Source organism: Chromobacterium sp. FG89 (genome assembly GCF_057808735.1).
In genome coordinates, this window is record NZ_JBMDIQ010000023.1 from 36,022 (window position 1) to 55,289 (window position 19,268).

At 62.8% G+C, this 19,268-nt stretch carries 20 protein-coding genes and 1 tRNA gene; 16 read left to right on the forward strand and 5 right to left on the reverse strand.

All coding sequences use genetic code 11. From position 1 onward, the window contains the following. Positions 1-89: 89 nt before the first annotated feature. Positions 90-518 carry a DUF2147 domain-containing protein gene (locus ACODRW_RS19525; protein WP_488906497.1) on the forward strand — a complete coding sequence of 143 codons (429 nt, stop codon included), beginning with the start codon at positions 90-92 and terminating at the stop codon, positions 516-518. Between the two features lie 87 nt (positions 519-605). Continuing rightward, positions 606-2,654 (forward strand): ATP-dependent DNA helicase RecG, encoded by a 2,049-nt coding sequence (gene recG / locus ACODRW_RS19530; RefSeq protein WP_488906498.1) that lies wholly within the window; start codon positions 606-608, stop codon positions 2,652-2,654. Between the two features lie 274 nt (positions 2,655-2,928). Here the strand turns inward: recG and ACODRW_RS19535 are convergent, their stop codons facing one another. The 5 genes from ACODRW_RS19535 to pstS form a co-directional block, all read right to left on the reverse strand. Beyond that, positions 2,929-4,383 (reverse strand): inorganic phosphate transporter, encoded by a 1,455-nt coding sequence (locus tag ACODRW_RS19535; protein WP_107800410.1) that lies wholly within the window; start codon positions 4,381-4,383, stop codon positions 2,929-2,931. A 255-nt stretch (positions 4,384-4,638) separates the two neighbouring features. Continuing rightward, positions 4,639-5,403, reverse strand: a complete 765-nt coding sequence (pstB, locus tag ACODRW_RS19540) for a phosphate ABC transporter ATP-binding protein PstB (protein ID WP_043590752.1) — start codon at positions 5,401-5,403, stop codon at positions 4,639-4,641. A gap of 12 nt (positions 5,404-5,415) precedes the next feature. After that, positions 5,416-6,309 carry a phosphate ABC transporter permease PstA gene (gene pstA, locus ACODRW_RS19545; RefSeq protein ID WP_233246796.1) on the reverse strand — a complete coding sequence of 298 codons (894 nt, stop codon included), beginning with the start codon at positions 6,307-6,309 and terminating at the stop codon, positions 5,416-5,418. 35 nt (positions 6,310-6,344) lie between these two features. Next, a complete protein-coding gene (gene pstC, locus ACODRW_RS19550; protein ID WP_107800408.1) occupies positions 6,345-7,307 on the reverse strand; it encodes a phosphate ABC transporter permease subunit PstC in 963 nt (320 codons plus the stop codon). Between the two features lie 70 nt (positions 7,308-7,377). Further along, positions 7,378-8,421 carry a phosphate ABC transporter substrate-binding protein PstS gene (gene pstS / locus ACODRW_RS19555; RefSeq protein ID WP_107800407.1) on the reverse strand — a complete coding sequence of 348 codons (1,044 nt, stop codon included), beginning with the start codon at positions 8,419-8,421 and terminating at the stop codon, positions 7,378-7,380. 188 nt (positions 8,422-8,609) lie between these two features. On the opposite strand from pstS, the gene tpiA reads away from it, so the two are divergent. From tpiA to nuoK, 14 genes are all read left to right on the forward strand, one after another. Then, entirely contained in the window at positions 8,610-9,356 is a 747-nt protein-coding gene (gene tpiA / locus ACODRW_RS19560) for a triose-phosphate isomerase (RefSeq protein WP_107800406.1), read from the forward strand. A 1-nt stretch (position 9,357) separates the two neighbouring features. Then, positions 9,358-9,708: a preprotein translocase subunit SecG gene (gene secG / locus ACODRW_RS19565; RefSeq protein WP_227104753.1), complete on the forward strand. Its 351-nt coding sequence runs from the start codon at positions 9,358-9,360 to the stop codon at positions 9,706-9,708. 17 nt (positions 9,709-9,725) lie between these two features. After that, positions 9,726-9,810, forward strand: a tRNA-Leu gene (locus tag ACODRW_RS19570). 90 nt (positions 9,811-9,900) lie between these two features. Further along, on the forward strand, positions 9,901-10,257 hold the full coding sequence (locus tag ACODRW_RS19575) for an NADH-quinone oxidoreductase subunit A (RefSeq protein WP_019103472.1): 357 nt from the start codon (positions 9,901-9,903) through the stop codon (positions 10,255-10,257). Beyond that, positions 10,248-10,724, forward strand: coding sequence for a NuoB/complex I 20 kDa subunit family protein (locus tag ACODRW_RS19580; protein ID WP_019103471.1), 477 nt, complete (start codon positions 10,248-10,250; stop codon positions 10,722-10,724). Before ACODRW_RS19575 ends, ACODRW_RS19580 begins: the two co-directional genes overlap by 10 nt. Before the next feature lie 11 nt (positions 10,725-10,735). Next, positions 10,736-11,332: an NADH-quinone oxidoreductase subunit C gene (locus ACODRW_RS19585; RefSeq protein ID WP_488906499.1), complete on the forward strand. Its 597-nt coding sequence runs from the start codon at positions 10,736-10,738 to the stop codon at positions 11,330-11,332. Continuing rightward, complete coding sequence (locus tag ACODRW_RS19590) at positions 11,325-12,578, forward strand: NADH-quinone oxidoreductase subunit D (protein WP_107800403.1); 1,254 nt, start codon at positions 11,325-11,327, stop codon at positions 12,576-12,578. Before ACODRW_RS19585 ends, ACODRW_RS19590 begins: the two co-directional genes overlap by 8 nt. Beyond that, on the forward strand, positions 12,578-13,078 hold the full coding sequence (gene nuoE / locus ACODRW_RS19595; RefSeq protein WP_107800402.1) for an NADH-quinone oxidoreductase subunit NuoE: 501 nt from the start codon (positions 12,578-12,580) through the stop codon (positions 13,076-13,078). The genes ACODRW_RS19590 and nuoE overlap by 1 nt, the downstream gene beginning before the upstream one ends. Further along, positions 13,078-14,373 (forward strand): NADH-quinone oxidoreductase subunit NuoF, encoded by a 1,296-nt coding sequence (nuoF, locus tag ACODRW_RS19600; protein WP_488906500.1) that lies wholly within the window; start codon positions 13,078-13,080, stop codon positions 14,371-14,373. Before nuoE ends, nuoF begins: the two co-directional genes overlap by 1 nt. 3 nt (positions 14,374-14,376) lie before the next feature. Continuing rightward, positions 14,377-16,707, forward strand: coding sequence for an NADH-quinone oxidoreductase subunit NuoG (gene nuoG / locus ACODRW_RS19605; protein ID WP_488906501.1), 2,331 nt, complete (start codon positions 14,377-14,379; stop codon positions 16,705-16,707). Positions 16,708-16,710: 3 nt separating this feature from the next. Next, the gene (gene nuoH, locus ACODRW_RS19610; RefSeq protein WP_048413406.1) at positions 16,711-17,757 is read left to right on the forward strand and encodes an NADH-quinone oxidoreductase subunit NuoH; all 1,047 of its coding nucleotides are present in this window, start codon (positions 16,711-16,713) and stop codon (positions 17,755-17,757) included. 28 nt (positions 17,758-17,785) lie between these two features. Then, entirely contained in the window at positions 17,786-18,265 is a 480-nt protein-coding gene (gene nuoI / locus ACODRW_RS19615; RefSeq protein WP_196783887.1) for an NADH-quinone oxidoreductase subunit NuoI, read from the forward strand. 9 nt (positions 18,266-18,274) lie between these two features. Then, on the forward strand, positions 18,275-18,934 hold the full coding sequence (locus tag ACODRW_RS19620; protein WP_107800399.1) for an NADH-quinone oxidoreductase subunit J: 660 nt from the start codon (positions 18,275-18,277) through the stop codon (positions 18,932-18,934). A gap of 26 nt (positions 18,935-18,960) precedes the next feature. Next, complete coding sequence (gene nuoK / locus ACODRW_RS19625) at positions 18,961-19,266, forward strand: NADH-quinone oxidoreductase subunit NuoK (RefSeq protein ID WP_019102195.1); 306 nt, start codon at positions 18,961-18,963, stop codon at positions 19,264-19,266. Positions 19,267-19,268 lie beyond the last annotated feature (2 nt).

A 19,268-nucleotide genomic window follows, 5' to 3' on the forward strand; every position in this document is an offset into this window, starting at 1 on the left:
GTTCCGGGGCGGCGTTCAGATAATTAAAAGGCCGCTGCGGCCGCCCGTTCGCGGCGCGGCCTCGCGGTCCGATTCGCGAGGAAATCAAGATGAGAAAATTCGCCAAAGCCGCCTGCCTGGCGTCCGCGCTGGGCCTGTTCAGCCATATGGCGCTGGCCGACAGCGCCGCCGGCGTCTGGAAGACGATAGACGACGAAACCAAGCAGGCCAAGGCCCTGGTGCAGATCACCGAAAGCGCCGGCGGCGAGCTGAACGGCAAGATCATCAAGCTGTTCGCCAACCCGGAAGCGGTGTGCGACAAGTGCGAAGGGGACCGCAAAGGCAAGCCGGTCAACGGCATGCAAATCCTGTGGGGCCTGAAGAAGGACGGCGCGGAGTGGGGCAGCGGCAAAATCCTGGATCCCAAGTCCGGCAAGATCTACACCTCCGGCGCCAAGCTGATCGAAGACGGCAAGAAGCTGCGCGTGCGCGGCTACATCGGCCCCTTCTTCCGTTCCCAGGTGTGGGAGCGCCAGTAAGCGCAAGGGCCGCGACGCGGCGCGCGTGAGCAAGGCGGAAGCGCGAACAGCTTCCGCCTTTTTCTTTATTGGGTACAATCGCTGCTGATGAGCTCCCTAATCGACCCCGTCAATCAGCCGCCGGCCGTGGCGCCGGCGCTGGCCAAGAAGCTGGAAAAGCTGGGCATACGCCGCCGTTTCGATCTGGTCCTGCATCTGCCGCTGCGCTATGAGGACGAGACCCATCTGTACGCCATCGCCGACGCGCCTTACGGCCAGGCGGTGCTGGTGGAGGGCGAGGTGATCGCCCATGAGATCCAGTTCCGACCGCGCCGCCAACTGGTGGCGCGCATCGAGGACGCCAGCGGCAGCCTGGTGCTGCGCTTCATTCATTTCTACCCCAACCAGGTCAAGCAATTCACCACCGGCAACCGGGTGCGCGCGCTGGGCGAGATCCGCCGCGGCTTCGCCGGCGACGAGATGGTGCATCCCAAGATCCGCGAAGTGGGCAACGGCGCGCCGCTGGCGGACAGCCTGACGCCCATCTATCCCACGGTCAACGGCCTGACCCAACCGGCGCTGCGCAAGCTGATCCACGCCGAGCTGGACAGCCAGCCGCTGGGCGAGACGCTGCCGGAGGAGCTGGCCGCGCCGCTGCGGCTGACGCCGTTCGCCGAGGCGATCCGCCTGCTGCACCTGCCGACGCCGGACTACAGCGCCGGCCAGCTGGCCGATCCGGCCCTGCCGGCCTGGCAGCGGCTCAAGTTCGACGAGTTGCTGGCGCAGCAGCTGTCGATGCGGCTGGCCTATCGCGCGCGCAGGCTGGGCCGCGCGCCGCCCTTGCGCGGCGACGGCGCCTTGAGCCGGGCGCTGGCCGAGCGCCTGCCGTTCACGCTGACCGGCGCGCAGCAACGCGCCTTGGCGGAAGTCCGCGCCGATCTGACTCAGCCGCACCCGATGCACCGGCTGTTGCAAGGCGATGTGGGCAGCGGCAAGACCATCGTCGCGGCCCTGGCGGCGCTGACCGCGATCGAATCCGGCTACCAGGTGGCCTTGATGGCGCCGACCGAAATCCTGGCCGAGCAGCATTTCCTCAAGCTGTCCGCCTGGCTGGAGCCGCTGGGCGTCCCGGTGCGCTGGCTGGCCGGCAGCCTGCGCAAGAAGCAGAAACAGGAGGCGATGGCGGCCATCGCCAGCGGCGACACGCGGCTGGCGGTGGGCACTCACGCGCTGTTCCAGGACGAGGTGGCTTTTGAGCGCCTGGGCCTGGTCATCGTCGACGAGCAGCATCGCTTCGGCGTGGGCCAGCGGCTGGCGCTGAAAGAGAAGGGCGGCGAGCCGCATCAGCTGATGATGTCGGCGACGCCGATTCCGCGCACGCTGGCGATGAGTTTCTACGCCGACCTGGACGTGTCGGTGATAGACGAATTGCCGCCGGGGCGCACGCCCATCGTCACCAAGCTGATCAATAGCGCGCGCCGCGAGGAGATTGTCGCCCACGTGGCCAAGACCTGCGCCGACGGGCAGCAGGCCTATTGGGTGTGCCCGCTGATCGAAGAATCGGAAACCCTGCAATTGCAGACCGCGGTGGACACCCACCAGCAACTGACCGCCGATCTGCCGCATTTGGGCGTGGGCCTGGTGCACGGCCGGATGAAGGCGGACGAAAAGGCGGCGGTGATGGCGGCCTTCGCCCGCAACGAGCTGCAAGTGCTGGTGGCCACCACGGTGATCGAGGTGGGCGTGGATGTGCCCAACGCCAGCCTGATGGTGATCGAGCACGCCGAACGCATGGGCCTGGCCCAGTTGCATCAATTGCGCGGCCGGGTGGGGCGCGGCAGCGCGCGCAGCGTCTGCGTGCTGATGTTCGACAACCCCTTGTCGGACTTGGCCAAGGCGCGCTTGAAAGTGATTTACGAGAATGTTGACGGTTTCGAGATCGCGCGCCAGGATTTGCTGATCCGCGGCCCCGGCGAACTGCTGGGCGCGCGTCAGAGCGGCCTGCCCATGCTGCGTTTCGCCAACCTGGAAGAAGACCTGGAACTGCTGGAAGCGGCGCGCGAGCTGGCGCCCTTGCTGCTGGAGCGCCATCCGCAGGCGGTGGACGCTCATCTGGACCGTTGGCTGGCGGGACGCGAGCAGTTTCTCAAGGCTTGAGTGCGCCATGGAGAGGGCAAAAAAAAAGCGCCTCGGCTGGGGGGCTGAGGCGCAAAGGGATTGCTGCAAACAACAAAGGAGAAACCATGATGAAGCGAGCAAATATTAGCAATTTATAAAATATTGGCACAAGCAATCCGGGCTTAAAGCTTGACCCAGGTCAATCGAAAATTTTCCGGGCGGAAATGCCAAAAGAAAAAGCCACCGCGATGCGGTGGCTTTGTTTTTTTCCAGCAGCCTTAAACAGAGGCTGAAAGACCGTGACCGGACTTGATTACAGCCAGAGCGAGGCCACGTAGTACAGCCCGCCCGCCAGCAGCATGGACACCGGCAGGGTGAACAGCCAGGCCAGCGCGATGGAGCGGATGGTGGACATCTGCAGGCCGGCCTTGTCCGCCACCATGGTGCCGGCCACGGCGCTGGACAGCACCTGGGTGGTGGACACCGGGAAGCCGAACTGGCTGGCGAGGCCGATGGAGATGGCGGCGGTCATCTGCGCCGACACGCCCTGGGCGTAAGTCATGTCTTTCTTGCCTATGCCTTCGCCCACGGTCTTCACCACGCGGCGCCAGCCCACCATGGTGCCGATGCCCAGCGACAGCGCCACGGCGACGATCACCCAGGTGGGCGCGTATTCGGTGGTGGTGGTCAGATCCTTGCGCAGGTTCTGCAGCATCTGCTTGTCGTCGGCGGACAGCTTGGGCAGCGCGGAGGCCTTCTTGGCGGCGTCGTCCAGGCACAGCAGCTCGGTGCGCACGTTCCAACGCTGTTCCGAGCTCAGCGCGTGGTAGTCGCCGCCGTCGCCCATGGTACTCAGCAGGCGCTTGACGGTGTCGCCGGTTTCCAGCGGATGGCACTCGTACTGGCTGCTGCCCTTGGACGGCACGATGATCTTGCTCAGTTCGACCTGATGGCGCTCATAGAACTTCTGCAGGTGAATGGCGGCGTCGCGGGTGCGGTCCAGCTGGTAAGGCGTGCTGTCCAGATCCAGCACGAATTTGGCCGGCACAATGCCGATCAGCACCAGCATGATCAGGCCCACGCCTTTTTGGCCGTCGTTGGAGCCGTGGGCGAAGCTGACGCCCATGGACGACACGATCAGCATGAAGCGGGTCCAGAACGGCGGATGCTTGCGGCCTTCCACCTGCTGGCGTTGGTAGGGGGTTTTGTGCACATTGCTGTGCGGCCGGTAGCGCCGCAGCAGAATGACGATCAGCGCGGCGAGCAGGGCGCCCACCACGGGCGAGGCCAGCAGCGAGGCGCCGACGTCGATGGCCTTGCTCCAGTTGATGCCGTGGGACAGCGAGGTGCCGTGGATCAGGCTATTGGCCACGCCCACGCCCAAAATGGCGCCGATCAGCGTGTGGCTGCTGGAAGCGGGCAGACCGAAATACCACGTGCCCAGGTTCCAGGCGATGGCGGCGGTCAACAGCGCGAACACCATGGCCATGCCGCGGGTGGTGTTGATCGAGATCAGCAGGTCCACCGGCAGCAGGTGCACGATGGCGTAGGCGACGGCGAGGCCGCCGGTGATTACGCCGAGGAAGTTGAAAATGCCGGAATAGAACACCGCGAGACGCGGTTTCATCGATTGGGTATAGATAACGGTTGCCACCGCGTTGGCGGTGTCATGGAAGCCGTTGATGAACTCAAAGGCGAGCACGAAGCCCAGGGAAAGCACCAAGGTGATGGCGACGTGGGTCTCAAGCCCGGAAAACAGGTCCAACATGGTGAAATGTGCACGCAGTATCGTAAAGGCGGGATTGTTGTGTCCAAGGCCAATGCCGTCAAGTACTTATAAAAAAAAAATAAATGGTGTCGCATTTGCCGGAAAAGCATGCGGAATCGCCTTGACAGACCGAGCGGGGAGAACGGCGGATTTAGGCCGTTTTTTGCCGCCGTCATGCGCTTTTGCCCGCGTGGAAACGCCAAAGACCGTCATGCCGGAAACGGTCATGACGGCGGTCTGCGAGCCGGGGCGGAATCAGCCGAACTTGCCGGTGATGTAGTCCTCGGTGGCCTTCTTCTGCGGGGTGGTGAAGATGGAGTCGGTGTCGCCGAACTCGATCAATTCGCCCAGATACATATAGGCGGTGTAGTCCGACACCCGCGCCGCCTGCTGCATATTGTGGGTGACGATGGCGATGGTGTAGTCCTCTTTGAGCTCATGGATCAGCTCTTCGATGTGGGCGGTGGAAATCGGGTCCAGCGCCGAAGTGGGCTCGTCCAGCAGCAGCACTTCCGGCTTGGACGCCACCGCGCGCGCGATGCACAGCCGCTGCTGCTGGCCGCCGGACAGCGAGTTGCCGGACTGCTTGAGCTTGTCCTTGACCTCGTCCCACAGCGCGGCCTTGCGCAGCGCCCATTCCACCCGGTCCTCCATCTCGCCCTTGGACAGTTTTTCGTAGAGCTTCACGCCGAAGGTGATGTTGTCGTAGATGGACATCGGGAACGGGGTGGGCTTCTGGAACACCATGCCCACCTTGGCGCGCAGCAGGTTGACGTCCACGTCGCGGCCCAGGACGTTGTGGCCGTCCAGCAGGATGTCGCCCTCGGCGCGCAGGCCGGGGTAGAGCTCGTACATGCGGTTGAAGGTGCGCAGCAGCGTGGACTTGCCGCAGCCGGACGGGCCGATGAAGGCGGTGACCTTGCGCGAGGCGATTTCCAGCTGGATGTTCTTCAGCGCGTGGAAATTGCCGTAAAAGAAGTTCAGATTCTTGACCTGAAGCTTGGAGTGGATTTCAGCCATGGTCTGCAAGCCTTAATGCGATTGGTTTTTCTGGCTGCCCATCCAGCGGGCAACGATGTTCAGCGTCAGCACGCTGAAGGTGATCAACAGGGAGCCGGCCCAGGCCAGCTTGTGCCAGTCCTCGTACGGGCTCATCGCGAACTGGAAGATCACGATGGGCAGGTTGGCCATCGGCTGGTTCATATTGCTGTTGAAGAACTGGTTGTTCAGCGCGGTGAACAACAGCGGCGCGGTTTCGCCGGAAATGCGCGCCACCGCCAGCAGGATGCCGGTCAGCACGCCGGCCTTGGCCGAGCGCAGGGTGACGTGCAAAGTGACCTTCCACTGCGGCGCGCCCAGCGCGGACGCGGCTTCGCGCAGGCTGCCCGGCACCAGGCGCAGCATGTTCTCGGTGGTGCGCACCACCACCGGAATCACCAGGATGGCCAGCGCGAAGGAGCCGGCCCAGCCGGAAAAGTGGCCGACCGACACCACGTAGACTTCGTAGATGAACAGGCCGATGACGATGGACGGCGCGGACAGCAGGATGTCGTTGATGAAGCGGGTGGCCGGCGCCAGCCAGCCGCGCTGGCCGAACTCGGCCAGATAGATGCCGGCCAGGATGCCGATCGGCGTGCCGAACAAGGTGCCGAAGCCGGTCATCATCAGGCTGCCGTAAATGGCGTTGGCCAGGCCGCCGGTGCTGCCCGGCGGCGGGGTGCTGGAGGTGAACACCTCCCAGTTGAGCCCGGACAGGCCGTGCTGCAACAGGGTGGTCAGAATCCAGAACAGCCAGAACAGGCCGAAGGCCATGGTGAACATCGAGGCGCCCATATTGACGCGGTTCACCAGCCGGCGGCGGCGATAGACGCTGCTGTCGGCTTTGGCGGCGATGGCGGACTGGGGCGGGCGCAGGGCGGAATTCATAACGGTTTGGCTCATGCGGTTAGCGTCTCTCATGCTCAGGAAGGACGACCTTCCTGTTTCTTCAGGCGCAGCAACAGCAGTTTAGAACACGCCAGCACCACGAAGGTGATGAAGAACAGAATCAGGCCCAGTTGAATCAGGGAGGAGAGATACAGCTCGCCGTTGGCCTCGGCGAACTCATTGGCCAGCGAGGAGGCGATGGAATTGCCCGGCTCGAACAGGCCGGCGGCGAAACGGGTGGAGTTGCCGATGACGAAGGTCACCGCCATGGTCTCGCCCAGCGCGCGACCCAGGCCCAGCATGATGCCGCCGACCACGCCGGTCTTGGTGTAGGGCAGCACCACGTAGCGCACCACTTCCCAGGTGGTGGAGCCCAGGCCGTAGGCGGACTCCTTCAGCATCACCGGCACCACTTCGAACACGTCGCGCATCACCGAGGCGATGAAGGGAATGATCATGATGGCCAGGATCAGGCCGGCGGTGAAAATGCCTATGCCCATCGGCGCGCCCTGGAACAGCACGCCCAGCAGCGGCACCTCGCCCAGGGTGTCGATCAGCAGCGGCTGCACGTGGTCGGCGAAGATGGGCGCGAACACGAACAGGCCCCACATGCCGTAGATGATGGACGGGATGCCGGCCAGCAGTTCCACCGCGATGCCCAGCGGCCGCTTCAGCCAGGTGGGGCAGAGCTCGGTCAGGAACAGGGCGATGCCGAAGCTGACCGGCACGCCGATCAGCAAAGCGATGAAAGAGGTGGCCAGGGTGCCGAAGATGGGCACCAGCGCGCCGAACCGCTCATTGACCGGGTCCCAGTCGCTGGTGACCAGAAACTTGAAGCCGAAGGCGTGGATGCTCGGCAGCGCGCCGATCAACAGCGAAATCAGGATGCCCACCAGCAAGGCCAGCACCAGGAAGGCGAAAAAACGGGTGACCCAGCGGAACAGATTGTCCAGCAATAACTGGGTTTTGATTTGCTGCGGATTGCTCAACTTTTGCATATGCATGCTCATTTATCAGACAAAAAGCCGGGGAGCGCGTCCCCGGCCGCTTGCGTGCATTGTATGCGGCTCAGTTCCACACCGGCTTGCCGCCGTTGTCGGCAATTTGCTTCCAGCTGGCGCGGATCACGCCCTTGATCGCGTCCGGCATCGGGATGTAGTCCAGATCCAGCGCGGTCTTGTCGCCGTTCTTGTAAGCCCAGTCGAAGAACTTCAGCACCTCGCCGCCTTGCGCCGGCTTGTCCTGCTTCTTGTGCATCAAGATGAAGGTGGCGCCGGCGATCGGCCAGCTGTCCTTGCCCGGCTGGTTGGTCAGCAGCAGGTAGAAGCCCGGCGCTTTTTTCCAGTCGGCGTTGGCGGCGGCGGCCTTGAAGCTGGACTCGTCCGGCTTGACGAAGCTGCCGGCCTGGTTCTGCATCAGGCCGAAGGCCAGCTTGTTCTGCTTGGCGTAGGCGTATTCCACGTAGCCGATCGCGCCCTTGATGCGGGTCACGTAGTTGGCCACGCCCTCATTGCCCTTGCCGCCCACCGGGTTGCCTTTCCAGCTGACCGCGGTGTTGGAGCCCACTTCCTTGGCCCAGTCCGGAGAGACCTTGGATAGGTAGTTGGTGAAGATGAAGGTGGTGCCGGAGCCGTCGGAGCGACGCACCACGGAGATGCGCAGGTCCGGCAGCTTGACGCCGGGGTTCAGCTTGGCGATGGCCGGGTCGTTCCACTTGGACACCTTGCCCAGGTAGATGTCGGCCAGCAGCGGGCCGGTGAACTTCACTTGTCCCGGGGTGATGCCGGGCACGTTCAGCACCGGCACCACGCCGCCGATCACGGTGGGGAATTGGGTCAGTCCGGATTTTTCCAGCTCTTCCGGCTTCAGCGGCATGTCGGACGCGCCGAAATCCACGGTCTTGGACTGGATCTGCTTGATGCCGCCGCCGGAACCGATGGATTGATAGTTCAGATTATTATTGGTGCCGGCCTTGTAGGCGGCGGCCCATTTGGCGTACAGCGGGTACGGGAAGGTGGCGCCCGCGCCGGTGATGTCGGCGGCCACGGCCGCGCCGGACAGGCAGACGGAACCCAGTACAAACGATGCGGCCAGACGAACAGACTGTTTCATGCCTACTCCTGAGAATGGATGAGGTGCGTGGTGATGGGCGCATGCTAAGGCTGAAATTTTTCAGGAATATTACAAGTCGTCGAAACGGCTTCGTTTGCGGACAATCAACATCAGCCGGATGCCGGTTTGAGCCAAGATGGCGGCTGTGGATATAATCGGCGGATATTCAAGAATCGCGGGAGGCGGAGATGGCCGGCAAGCTGGTGATTGGCAACTGGAAGATGAATACCCGCGCCGACAGCGCGCAGACGCTGCTGCAGGCGCTGCTGGCGGATGAGACGAGCAACCGCGACTGGGTCGGCGTGGCCGCGCCGGCGGTCTACCTGGCCGGCCTGGGCGAGCGGCTGCGCGGTCAGGCCTTGCGCCTGTGCGCGCAGGACGTCAGCGCCTTCGATCAGGACGGCGCCTTCACCGGCGAGACCAGCGCCGCGATGCTGGCCGACATCGGCTGCGCTTACACCCTGGTGGGCCACTCGGAGCGCCGCCAATACTTTGGCGAGAGCAACGCGGTTCTACTGAAGAAGATGCGCGCCGCCATCGCCGCCGGCCTGGTGCCGGTGTTGTGCGTCGGGGAAACGCTGGACGAGCGCGAGGCGGGCCGTCAGTTGGAGGTGATTAGAGATCAGCTTGCGCTTCTGTCCGAGATAGACCATGGTGAATACGTTGTGGCTTATGAACCGGTCTGGGCCATCGGCACCGGCAAGGTGGCGACGCTGGCGCAAATCGCCGAAATCCACGGCGCGATCAAAAATTGGTGCTTGCAAAACGTCAAGGCCTCCGATAATATTCGCGTCCTCTACGGCGGCAGTGTCAAGGCAGAGAATGCCGAAGCGATTCTGGCGACTGAAAATGTCGACGGAGCCCTTGTTGGAGGGGCATCTCTGGACGCCGGTTCATTCAGGGCAATTTGCCAAGCCGCAGGAAAATTGATATAGTATGGAACTTATTAAGACGCTTATCTGGATTGTAAATATCCTGTCTGCAGGGACTATTATCGTGCTGGTTTTGATGCAGCACGGCAAAGGCGCGGACATGGGGGCGGCTTTCGGTAGCGGCTCTTCCGGTAGCTTGTTCGGCGCGTCTGGTTCTGCGAATTTCTTGAGTAGGACAACCGCTGTCGCAGCGGCCGTGTTCTTCTCGACTTCCCTTGCTCTGGTTTTTCTGTCTGGGGGCGGAAAAAGCGATTTGGGCGTAATGGGGACCAAGGTTGAACAGGTTGCACCGCAAATCCCGGCCGGTGTGCCTAGCGATAAAGCTTCGGGTACGACATCGAAAATACCGGAGTAACAATTAAAGCTTGCTGTGCCGACATGGTGAAATTGGTAGACACGCTATCTTGAGGGGGTAGTGGCGAAAGCTGTGTGAGTTCGAGTCTCACTGTCGGCACCACCATTCAAAAACAGGCCACCGGGACTCCGGTGGCCTGTTTTATTTGGAGCCAAGGGGGGTAACCCCCTTTTTTGTGGGGGTGTACGGGAAATGCTGCAAAATTACTTTCCCATTCTGCTGTTTGTCATGGTCGGACTGTTGGTCGGCGTAGGCCCTATTTTATTGGGCAAACTGCTGGCTCCCAATCGTCCCGATCCTGAGAAACTGTCTCCGTATGAGTGCGGCTTCGAGGCTTTCGAAGATGCCCGCATGAAGTTTGACGTCCGCTATTATCTGATAGCCATCCTCTTCATCCTGTTCGACCTTGAGGTCGCCTTCCTGCTGCCGTGGGCGGTGGTGTTGAAGGAGCTGGGGACCTATGGTCTGGGCGTCATGGTGGAGTTCCTGGGCGTATTGACCCTGGGCTTCGTCTACATGTGGAAAAAAGGAGCTCTGGAATGGGAGTAGAAGGTATTCTGGAGAAGGGGTTTGTCACCACGACGGCTGACAAGCTCATCAATTACACCCGAACCGGTTCGCTGTGGCCGATGACCTTTGGTCTGGCCTGTTGCGCGGTCGAGATGATGCACGCCGGCGCGGCGCGCTACGACCTGGACCGTTTCGGCATCGTGTTCCGTCCCAGCCCGCGCCAGTCCGATCTGATGATCGTGGCCGGCACGCTGTGCAACAAGATGGCTCCGGCCCTGCGCAAGGTTTACGACCAGATGGCCGAGCCGCGCTGGGTGATCTCGATGGGGTCCTGTGCCAACGGCGGCGGCTATTATCATTATTCCTATTCAGTCGTGCGCGGCTGCGATCGCATCGTGCCGGTCGACGTCTACGTGCCCGGCTGTCCGCCAACTGCAGAGGCCTTGCTGTACGGCATCATTCAGCTGCAGAACAAGATCAAACGCACCAACACCATCGCCCGCTAAGGTAGAAACTTATGGCCTCCAAGAAAATGGAAGCGTTAGGGTCGGCTGTGCAGCAGGCGCTGGGCGACAAGCTCGTGCAAAGCACGCTGGCTCTGGAAGAGCTGACCATTGTATGCAAGGCGGCGGATCTGATCGCCGTGGCGACCACGCTGCGCGATCACGCCGACCTGTCTTTTGAGCAATGCATCGATTTGTGCGGCGTGGACTACAGCGCCTACCGCGACGAGGTATGGGACGGTCCGCGCTTTGCCGTTGTCTACCACCTGTTGTCGGTCAAGCACAATCATCGCGTCCGCCTGCGCGTGTTCGCCGAAGACGACGCCTTCCCGGTGGTCGACTCGGTCGTCGGCGTCTGGAGCGGCGTCAACTGGTTCGAGCGCGAAGCGTTCGACCTGTTCGGCATCGTTTTCGACGGCCACCCCGACCTGCGCCGCATCCTGACCGACTACGGTTTCGTCGGCCATCCGTTCCGCAAGGACTTCCCGCTGTCCGGTCACGTGGAAATGCGTTACGACCCGACACAACAGCGCGTGATCTATCAGCCGGTGACCATCGAGCCGCGCGAAATCACGCCGCGCATCATTCGCGAGGAGAACTACGGTGGCTGAAATCCGTAACTACACCCTCAACTTCGGCCCGCAGCACCCGGCCGCGCACGGCGTGTTGCGCCTGGTGCTGGAACTGGACGGCGAAGTCGTCCAGCGCGCCGACCCGCACATCGGCCTGCTGCACCGCGGCACCGAGAAGCTGGCCGAGAGCAAGACCTTCATCCAGTCGCTGCCTTATATGGACCGTCTCGACTACGTGTCCATGATGTGCAACGAGCACGCTTACTGCCTGTCCATCGAGAAGCTGCTGGGCATCGAAGTGCCGGAACGCGCGCAATACATCCGCGTGATGTTCGCCGAGATCACCCGTCTGCTGAACCACTTGCTGTGGATTGGCGCGCACGGCCTCGACATCGGCGCGATGACCGTGTTCCTGTACGCCTTCCGCGAACGCGAAGACCTGATGGACTGCTATGAGGCGGTGTCCGGCGCGCGTCTGCACGCGGCTTACTTCCGTCCCGGCGGCGTGTATCGCGATCTGCCGGACAGCATGCCGCAGTACACCGTCTCCAAGATCAAGAACGCCCGCGAACTGGCCCGCCGCAACGAAGGCCGCCAGGGTTCGCTGCTGGACTTCATCGACGAGTTCACCCAGCGCTTCCCGGGCTATGTGGACGAGTACGAGACCCTGCTGACCGACAACCGCATCTGGAAACAGCGCACCGTCGGCATCGGCGTGGTGACGCCCGAGCGCGCGCTGAACCTGGGCCTGACCGGCCCGATGCTGCGCGGCTCCGGCATTGCCTGGGATTTGCGCAAGAAGCAGCCCTACGATGTGTATTCCAAGCTGGATTTCGACATCCCGGTGGGCGTCAACGGCGATTGCTACGACCGCTACCTAGTGCGCGTCGAGGAAATGCGTCAGTCCAACCGCATCATCCGCCAGTGCGTGGAATGGCTGCGCAAGAACCCGGGCCCGGTGATCACCGACAACCATAAAGTGGCGCCGCCTTCGCGCGAAGGCATGAAGGCCAATATGGAAGACCTGATCCACCACTTCAAACTGTTTACCGAAGGCATGCACGTGCCGGAGGGCGAGGCTTATGTGGGCACCGAACACCCGAAAGGCGAGTTCGGCGTCTACCTGGTGTCCGACGGCGCCAACAAGCCGTACCGCCTGAAGATCCGCGCGCCCGGCTACGCCCACCTGGCGGCGCTGGACGAGATGGCCAAGGGCCATATGATCGCCGACGTGGTGGCCATCATCGGTACGCAGGATATCGTGTTTGGGGAGATTGACCGCTGATGCTGTCCGCTGAATCGCTAGCCAAAATCGATCGCGAAGTCGCCAAATATCCCGCCGACCAGAAACGGTCCGCGGTGATGGGCGCCTTGCGCATCGCGCTGACTGAACGTCGCGAAGCGGGCTCCGCTCCGGAGGAGCGTTGCCTGAATACCGAGGTGATCGAGTTCGTCGCCAACTACCTGCAGATTCCGCCGGTAGCCGCGTACGAAGTCGCCACCTTTTACAATATGTACGACATGAAGCCGGTTGGGCAGTACAAGATCACTGTCTGCACCAACCTGCCCTGTGCCTTGTCCGGCGGCGTCAACGCCGCCGAGTACATCTCCAAGAAGCTGGGCGTCGCCATCGGCGAAACCAGCGCCGACGGCAAGTACACCTTGCTGGAAGGGGAGTGCATGGGCGCCTGTGGCGACGCGCCGGTCTTGCTGGTCAACAACCACAAGATGTGCAGCTTCATGACGCCCGAAGCAATCGATAAGAAACTGGCGGAGCTGAAATAATGGCAATCTTCGTCAATGGCGTGATTTTCGATGGCGTCGACACTTCCGATCCCCATTGCTGGCAACTGAGCGCCTACGAGGCGCGCGGCGGCTACCAGGCGCTGCGCCGCATCCTGGACAGCAAGATGGCCCAGGAAGACGTGATCGCCGAAGTGAAGAACTCCGGCCTGCGCGGCCGCGGCGGCGCGGGTTTCCCCACCGGCCTGAAGTGGAGCTTCATGCCGCGCTCCTTCCCGGGCGACAAATACGTGGTGTGCAACACCGACGAGGGCGAGCCGGGCACTTTCAAGGACCGCGACATCCTGCGCTTCAATCCGCATTCGCTGATCGAAGGCATGATCATCGCCGGTTACGCGATGGGCACCAAGGCCGGCTACAACTACATCCACGGTGAAATCTTCGCCGAGTACGAGCGTTTCGAAGAAGCGCTGGACGAAGCGCGCAAGGCGGGCCTCCTCGGCGAGAACATTCTGGGTTCCGGCTTCAACTTCGACCTGTTCGCCCATCACGGCTACGGCGCCTACATCTGCGGCGAGGAAACCGCGCTGCTGGAATCGCTGGAAGGCAAGAAGGGCCAACCGCGCTTCAAGCCGCCGTTCCCGGCCAGCTTCGGCCTGTACGGCAAGCCGACCACCATCAACAACACCGAATCGTTCGCCTCGGTGCCCTTCATCATCCGCGACGGCGCGCAGCCCTTCCTGGAAAAGGGCAAGCCGAACAACGGCGGCACCAAGCTGTTCTCGGTGTCCGGCCACGTGAACCGTCCGGGCAACTACGAAATCCCGCTGGGCACCCCGTTCTCCGAACTGCTGGAAATGGCCGGCGGCATGCGCGACGGCAAAAAGCTCAAGGCGGTGATCCCGGGCGGCTCGTCCGCGCCCATCCTGCCCGCCGACGTCATGATGCAGTGCACGATGGACTACGACAGCATCGCCAAAGCCGGCTCGATGCTGGGTTCCGGCGCCGTCATCGTGATGAACGAAGACGTGTGCATGATCAAGGCGCTGGAGCGTCTGGCCTACTTCTACCATGAAGAATCCTGCGGCCAGTGCACGCCGTGCCGCGAAGGCACCGGCTGGCTGTACCGCGTGATCCATCGCATCGCCAAAGGCCAGGGCCGTCCGGGCGATCTGGAGCTTCTGGATTCCGTGGGCAACAATATGGCGGGCCGCACCATCTGTGCGCTGGCCGACGCCGCCGTGTTCCCGGTTCGCAGTTTCACCAAGCATTTCCGTCACGAGTTCGAGTACGCGATCGAACACGGAAAGACCTTGGTGGACCACAAATGGTGTTGAGCGATGCTTGAAATCGAAATCGACGGAAAAAAACTGACGGTCCCGCAAGGCAGCACCGTCATGGAAGCGGCCCACTCGGTGGGCACGTACATTCCGCACTTCTGCTACCACAAGAAGCTGTCCATCGCGGCCAACTGCCGCATGTGTCTGGTGGAAGTGGAAAAAGCGCCCAAGCCGCTGCCGGCTTGTGCCACCCCGGTGACCGACGGCATGAAGGTCCATACCCACTCCGACATGGCCAAGAAGGCCCAGGCCGGCGTGATGGAATTCCTGCTGATCAACCACCCGCTGGATTGCCCGATCTGCGACCAGGGCGGCGAATGCCAGTTGCAGGATCTGGCCGTGGGCTACGGCAACTCCTCCTCGCGCTATCAGGAAGAAAAGCGCGTGGTGGTGGGCAAGGACATGGGTCCGCTGGTCTCGGCGGAAGAAATGTCGCGCTGCATTCACTGCACCCGTTGCGTGCGCTTTACCGAGGAAGTCGGCGGCTTCCAGGAAATCGGCATGGCTCATCGCGGCGAGTTCTCCGAGATTCTGCCCTTCCTCGGCAAGACCGTGGATTCGGAAATCTCCGGCAACGTCATCGATCTGTGCCCGGTGGGCGCGCTGACCTCCAAGCCGTTCCGCTACAGCACCCGCGCTTGGGAGCTGTCGCGCCGCAAATCGGTCAGCCCGCACGACGGCCTGGGCTCCAACCTGATCGTTCAGGTCAAGAGCAATGAAGTGATGCGCGTGCTGCCGCTGGAAAACGAGGCCATCAACGAGTGCTGGATCGCCGACCGCGACCGCTTCTCCTACGAGGGCTTGAACTCGGCCGAGCGTCTGAAGCAGCCGATGATCAAGTTCGACGGCCAGTGGCACGAGACCGACTGGGAAACCGCGTTGAACTACGTGGTGAAGGGCCTGAACGGCGTGTCCGCCGATCACGGCAAGGACGCCATCGGCTTCCTGACCAGCCCGCACTCCACCACCGAAGAACTGCATCTGGCGCAAAAGCTGGCGCGCGCCTTCGGCGTGGAAAGCATTGATTACCGTCTGCGCCGCAGCGACTTCGCCGCCGATGCGGCCAAGCAGGGCGCCGAGTGGCTGGGTTCCGGCATTTCCGATCTGGTCGCGGCCAAGTCGGTGCTGGTGGTCGGCTCCACGCTGCGCAAGGAACAGCCACTGCTGACCTCGCGTCTGCGCACCGCGGCCAAGAAAGGCAGCGAGCTTAACATTATCCATGTCGCCGACGACGAGCTGCTGATCAAGATCAACGCCAAGCTGATCGTATCGCCGCTGGCGCTGGTCAACGGCTTCGCCCAGGTGCTGAAGGCCGTGGCCGAGATCAAGGGCGGCGAAACCGCCGTCGATCTGTCCGCGGTGCAAGTGTCCGCCGAGGCGCGCCGCATCGCCGAGAGCCTGAGCGGCGCGGAAACCGCCGCCGTGGTGCTGGGCAACGTGGCGCAACACCATCCGGCGTTCAGCCAACTGCTGGCCGTGGCGCAGGAGATCGCTCGCCTGAGCGGCGCCCGCTTCGGCGTGCTGTCCGAGGCCGCCAACAGCGTGGGCGCTGAACTGGCGGGCGCGCTGCCGCAAGGCGCGGGCGCCAACGCCGCCGCGATGATCGCCCAGCCGAAGAAGGCTTACGTGCTGCTGAACACCGAAGTCGAGTTCGACAGCTACAACCCGCAAGCCGCCGTCGCCGCGATGAAGCAGGCCGCCACCGTGATCGCGCTGACCGCGTTCAAGGGCCAGGGCCTGCTGGATTACGCCGACGTGCTGCTGCCGATCGCGCCGTTCTCCGAGACCGCCGGCTCCTTCGTCAATATGGAAGGCAAGCTGCAGAGCTTCAACGGCGTGGTGCGTCCGCTGGGCGAAGCCCGCCCGGCCTGGAAAGTGCTGCGCGTACTGGGCAATATGCTGAATCTGTCCGGCTTCGACTTCAACAGCGCCGAGGAAGTGCGCGCGGAGCTGCTGGCCAAGGGCGACATCGCCGCGCGCCTGAACAATGCGCTGAGCCAGCTGAACGTCGCGGCCGCCGCGGCCGCCGGCGTGGCGCGCATCGGCGAAGTGCCGCTGTACCAGGCCGACGCCGTCTGCCGCCGCGCCGAGTCGCTGCAACAGACCCGCGACGCGGCCGAGCCGGTGGCTTCCGCCCACAGCGGCCTGCTGCAGAAGCTGGGCATCGCCGTCGACAGCACCGCATTGCTGAGCCAGGGTTCCGGCCAGGCGCGCGTGCGCATCGTCGCCGACGACAGCCTGCCGCAGGATACGGTCCGCATCGCCACCGCTCACGCGGCCACGCTGGCGCTGGGCGGCATGTTCGACGCTATCGAGATCACCCAGGGGTAAAGCATGGAGTTCTTGCAAGGTATTCTTGGCACTGACGCGGGGCTCGTGGTTTGGACCCTGTTGAAGATCATCGCCATCGTATTGCCGATGCTGCTGTGCGTCGCCTACCTGACCTATGCCGAGCGCAAGGTCATCGGCTTCATGCAGATCCGCATCGGCCCCAACCGGGTAGGCCCGCTGGGCCTGCTGCAGCCGATCGCCGACGCGGTCAAGCTGCTGATGAAGGAAATCATCCTGCCCACCAACTCCAGCAAGGGCCTGTTCCTGCTGGCCCCGGTGCTGTCCATCGCTCCGGCGCTGGCGGCCTGGGCGGTGATTCCCTTCACCGACAAGCTGGTGCTGGCCAACGTCAACGCCTCGCTGCTCTACATCCTGGCGCTGACCTCGATGGGCGTGTACGGCGTGATCATCGCCGGCTGGGCGGGCAACTCCAAGTACTCCTTCCTCGGCGCCATGCGTTCCGCCGCCCAGATCGTGTCCTACGAACTGGCGATGGGCTTCGCGCTGATCGGCGTGCTGATGGTGTCCAGCAGCCTGAACCTGGTGGAGATCGTCCAGCAGCAAGGGCAGGGCATGGCCGGCGGTTCCGTGTTGTCGTGGAACTGGCTGCCGCTGTTCCCGCTGTTCGTGGTCTACCTGATTTCCGGCGTGGCCGAAACCAACCGCGCGCCGTTCGACGTGGCCGAGGGCGAATCCGAGATCGTCGCCGGTTTCCACGTCGAGTACTCGGGCATGGCCTTCGCCATCTTCTTCCTGGCCGAATACGCCAACATGATCCTGGTCGCCGCGCTGACCGCGCTGCTGTTCCTCGGCGGCTGGCTGTCGCCGTTCCCTGCGTCCTGGGGCATTCTGGGCGCGGGCGGCTTCTTCTGGCTGGCGCTTAAAGTGGCCATGGTGCTGTTCTGCTTCCTGTGGTTCCGCGCCACCTTCCCGCGTTATCGCTACGACCAGATCATGCGTCTGGGCTGGAAGGTGTTCATCCCGGTGACCCTGGTGTGGATCCTGGTGGTGGGCGTCTGGATGATGACCCCGCTGTCCTTGTGGCACTGAGACGGGGATAGGTGAAAAGATGAATTCGATCCGAAACTTTTTCAAGACCTTCCTGCTGGTGGAGCTGGTCAAGGGCCTGATGGTCACTGGCCGCTACTTCTTCGCCCGCAAGATCACGGTCCAGTTCCCAGAAGAGAAGACGCCGATTTCGCCGCGCTTCCGCGGTCTGCACGCGCAGCGCCGCTACGCCAACGGCGAAGAGCGCTGCATCGCCTGCAAACTGTGCGAGGCGGTGTGCCCGGCGATGGCGATCAGCATCGAGTCCGAGCAGCGCGACGACGGCACCCGCCGCACCACGCGCTACGACATCGATCTGACCAAGTGCATCTTCTGCGGCTTCTGCGAGGAAGCCTGTCCGGTGGACGCCATCGTGGAAACCCACATCTTCGAATACCACGGCGAAAAACGTGGCGACTTGTACTACACCAAGCCGATGTTGCTGGCGATCGGCGACAAGTACGAGGCCGAGATCGCCGCCAACAAGGCGGCCGACGCCAAGTATCGCTAAGGGGGGGTCATGAACTTCACACTGTTTGTCTTCTATGTTCTGTCCGCCATCCTGGTGTTCGCGGGCATCCGCGTGGTGACGGCCAAGAACCCGATTCACGCGGCCTTGTTCCTGGTGCTGGCCTTCTTCAACAGCGCCGGCCTGTGGCTGCTGATGGAAGCCGAGTTCCTGGCCATCACCCTGGTGGTGGTGTATGTGGGCGCGGTGATGGTGCTGTTCCTGTTCGTGGTGATGATGCTGGACATCAACATCGAGAAACTGCGCGAGGGCTTCTGGAGGAATCTTCCGGTCGCCGCCGCCGTCGGCATCATCATGGTGTTTGAAATGGCGATGATTCTGGCCAGCCCCAGCGCGCGGCTGGACGCCTACCAGGCGGCCGCGCCGCTGGCGGCGGACTTCAGCAACGTCAAAGTGCTGGGTCGCCAGCTGTACACCACCTATCTGCTGCCTTTCGAAGTGGCGGCGGTGGTGCTGCTGCTGGCCATGGTGGCCGCCATCGGTCTGACCATGCGCAGCCGCAAGGACACCAAAGCTATCGATCCGGCGCTGCAGGTCAAGGTCAAGCGCAACGACCGCGTGCGTCTGGTGAAGATGCAGGCCGAACAGCCTGCTGAAGAATCCACGGTGGAGGAGGCCTCCGAGGCCGAATCCGGTAAGCAACAGGCCTGACGGCCAATCAACATAAGGGAGGAAATGTGCTGACACTGACTCACTTCCTGGTGCTGGCCGCAATCCTGTTTGCCATCGGCGTGCTGGGCGTTTTCCTGAACCGGAAAAATCTGATCGTGCTGCTGATGGCCATCGAGCTGATGCTGCTCGCGGTGAACTTCAATTTCATCGCGTTCTCGCATTACCTGTCGGATACGGCGGGCCAGATCTTCGTATTCTTCATCCTGACGGTGGCCGCGGCCGAAGCCGCGATCGGTCTCGCCATCCTGGTGGTGCTGTTCCGCAATCTGCGCACCATCAACGTTGAAGACTTGGGCAGCCTCAAAGGCTAAGG

Bases quoted from the DNA above. Each gene is read 5' to 3' on its own strand.
- ACODRW_RS19525 (WP_488906497.1), top strand. From the start codon at position 90: ATGAGAAAATTCGCCAAAGCCGCCTGCCTGGCGTCCGCGCTGGGCCTG.
- recG (WP_488906498.1), top strand. From the start codon at position 606: ATGAGCTCCCTAATCGACCCCGTCAATCAGCCGCCGGCCGTGGCGCCG.
- ACODRW_RS19535 (WP_107800410.1), bottom strand. From the start codon at position 4,383: ATGTTGGACCTGTTTTCCGGGCTTGAGACCCACGTCGCCATCACCTTG.
- pstB (WP_043590752.1), bottom strand. From the start codon at position 5,403: ATGGCTGAAATCCACTCCAAGCTTCAGGTCAAGAATCTGAACTTCTTT.
- pstA (WP_233246796.1), bottom strand. From the start codon at position 6,309: ATGAATTCCGCCCTGCGCCCGCCCCAGTCCGCCATCGCCGCCAAAGCC.
- pstC (WP_107800408.1), bottom strand. From the start codon at position 7,307: ATGCAAAAGTTGAGCAATCCGCAGCAAATCAAAACCCAGTTATTGCTG.
- pstS (WP_107800407.1), bottom strand. From the start codon at position 8,421: ATGAAACAGTCTGTTCGTCTGGCCGCATCGTTTGTACTGGGTTCCGTC.
- tpiA (WP_107800406.1), top strand. From the start codon at position 8,610: ATGGCCGGCAAGCTGGTGATTGGCAACTGGAAGATGAATACCCGCGCC.
- secG (WP_227104753.1), top strand. From the start codon at position 9,358: ATGGAACTTATTAAGACGCTTATCTGGATTGTAAATATCCTGTCTGCA.
- ACODRW_RS19575 (WP_019103472.1), top strand. From the start codon at position 9,901: ATGCTGCAAAATTACTTTCCCATTCTGCTGTTTGTCATGGTCGGACTG.
- ACODRW_RS19580 (WP_019103471.1), top strand. From the start codon at position 10,248: ATGGGAGTAGAAGGTATTCTGGAGAAGGGGTTTGTCACCACGACGGCT.
- ACODRW_RS19585 (WP_488906499.1), top strand. From the start codon at position 10,736: ATGGCCTCCAAGAAAATGGAAGCGTTAGGGTCGGCTGTGCAGCAGGCG.
- nuoE (WP_107800402.1), top strand. From the start codon at position 12,578: ATGCTGTCCGCTGAATCGCTAGCCAAAATCGATCGCGAAGTCGCCAAA.
- nuoF (WP_488906500.1), top strand. From the start codon at position 13,078: ATGGCAATCTTCGTCAATGGCGTGATTTTCGATGGCGTCGACACTTCC.
- nuoG (WP_488906501.1), top strand. From the start codon at position 14,377: ATGCTTGAAATCGAAATCGACGGAAAAAAACTGACGGTCCCGCAAGGC.
- nuoH (WP_048413406.1), top strand. From the start codon at position 16,711: ATGGAGTTCTTGCAAGGTATTCTTGGCACTGACGCGGGGCTCGTGGTT.
- ACODRW_RS19620 (WP_107800399.1), top strand. From the start codon at position 18,275: ATGAACTTCACACTGTTTGTCTTCTATGTTCTGTCCGCCATCCTGGTG.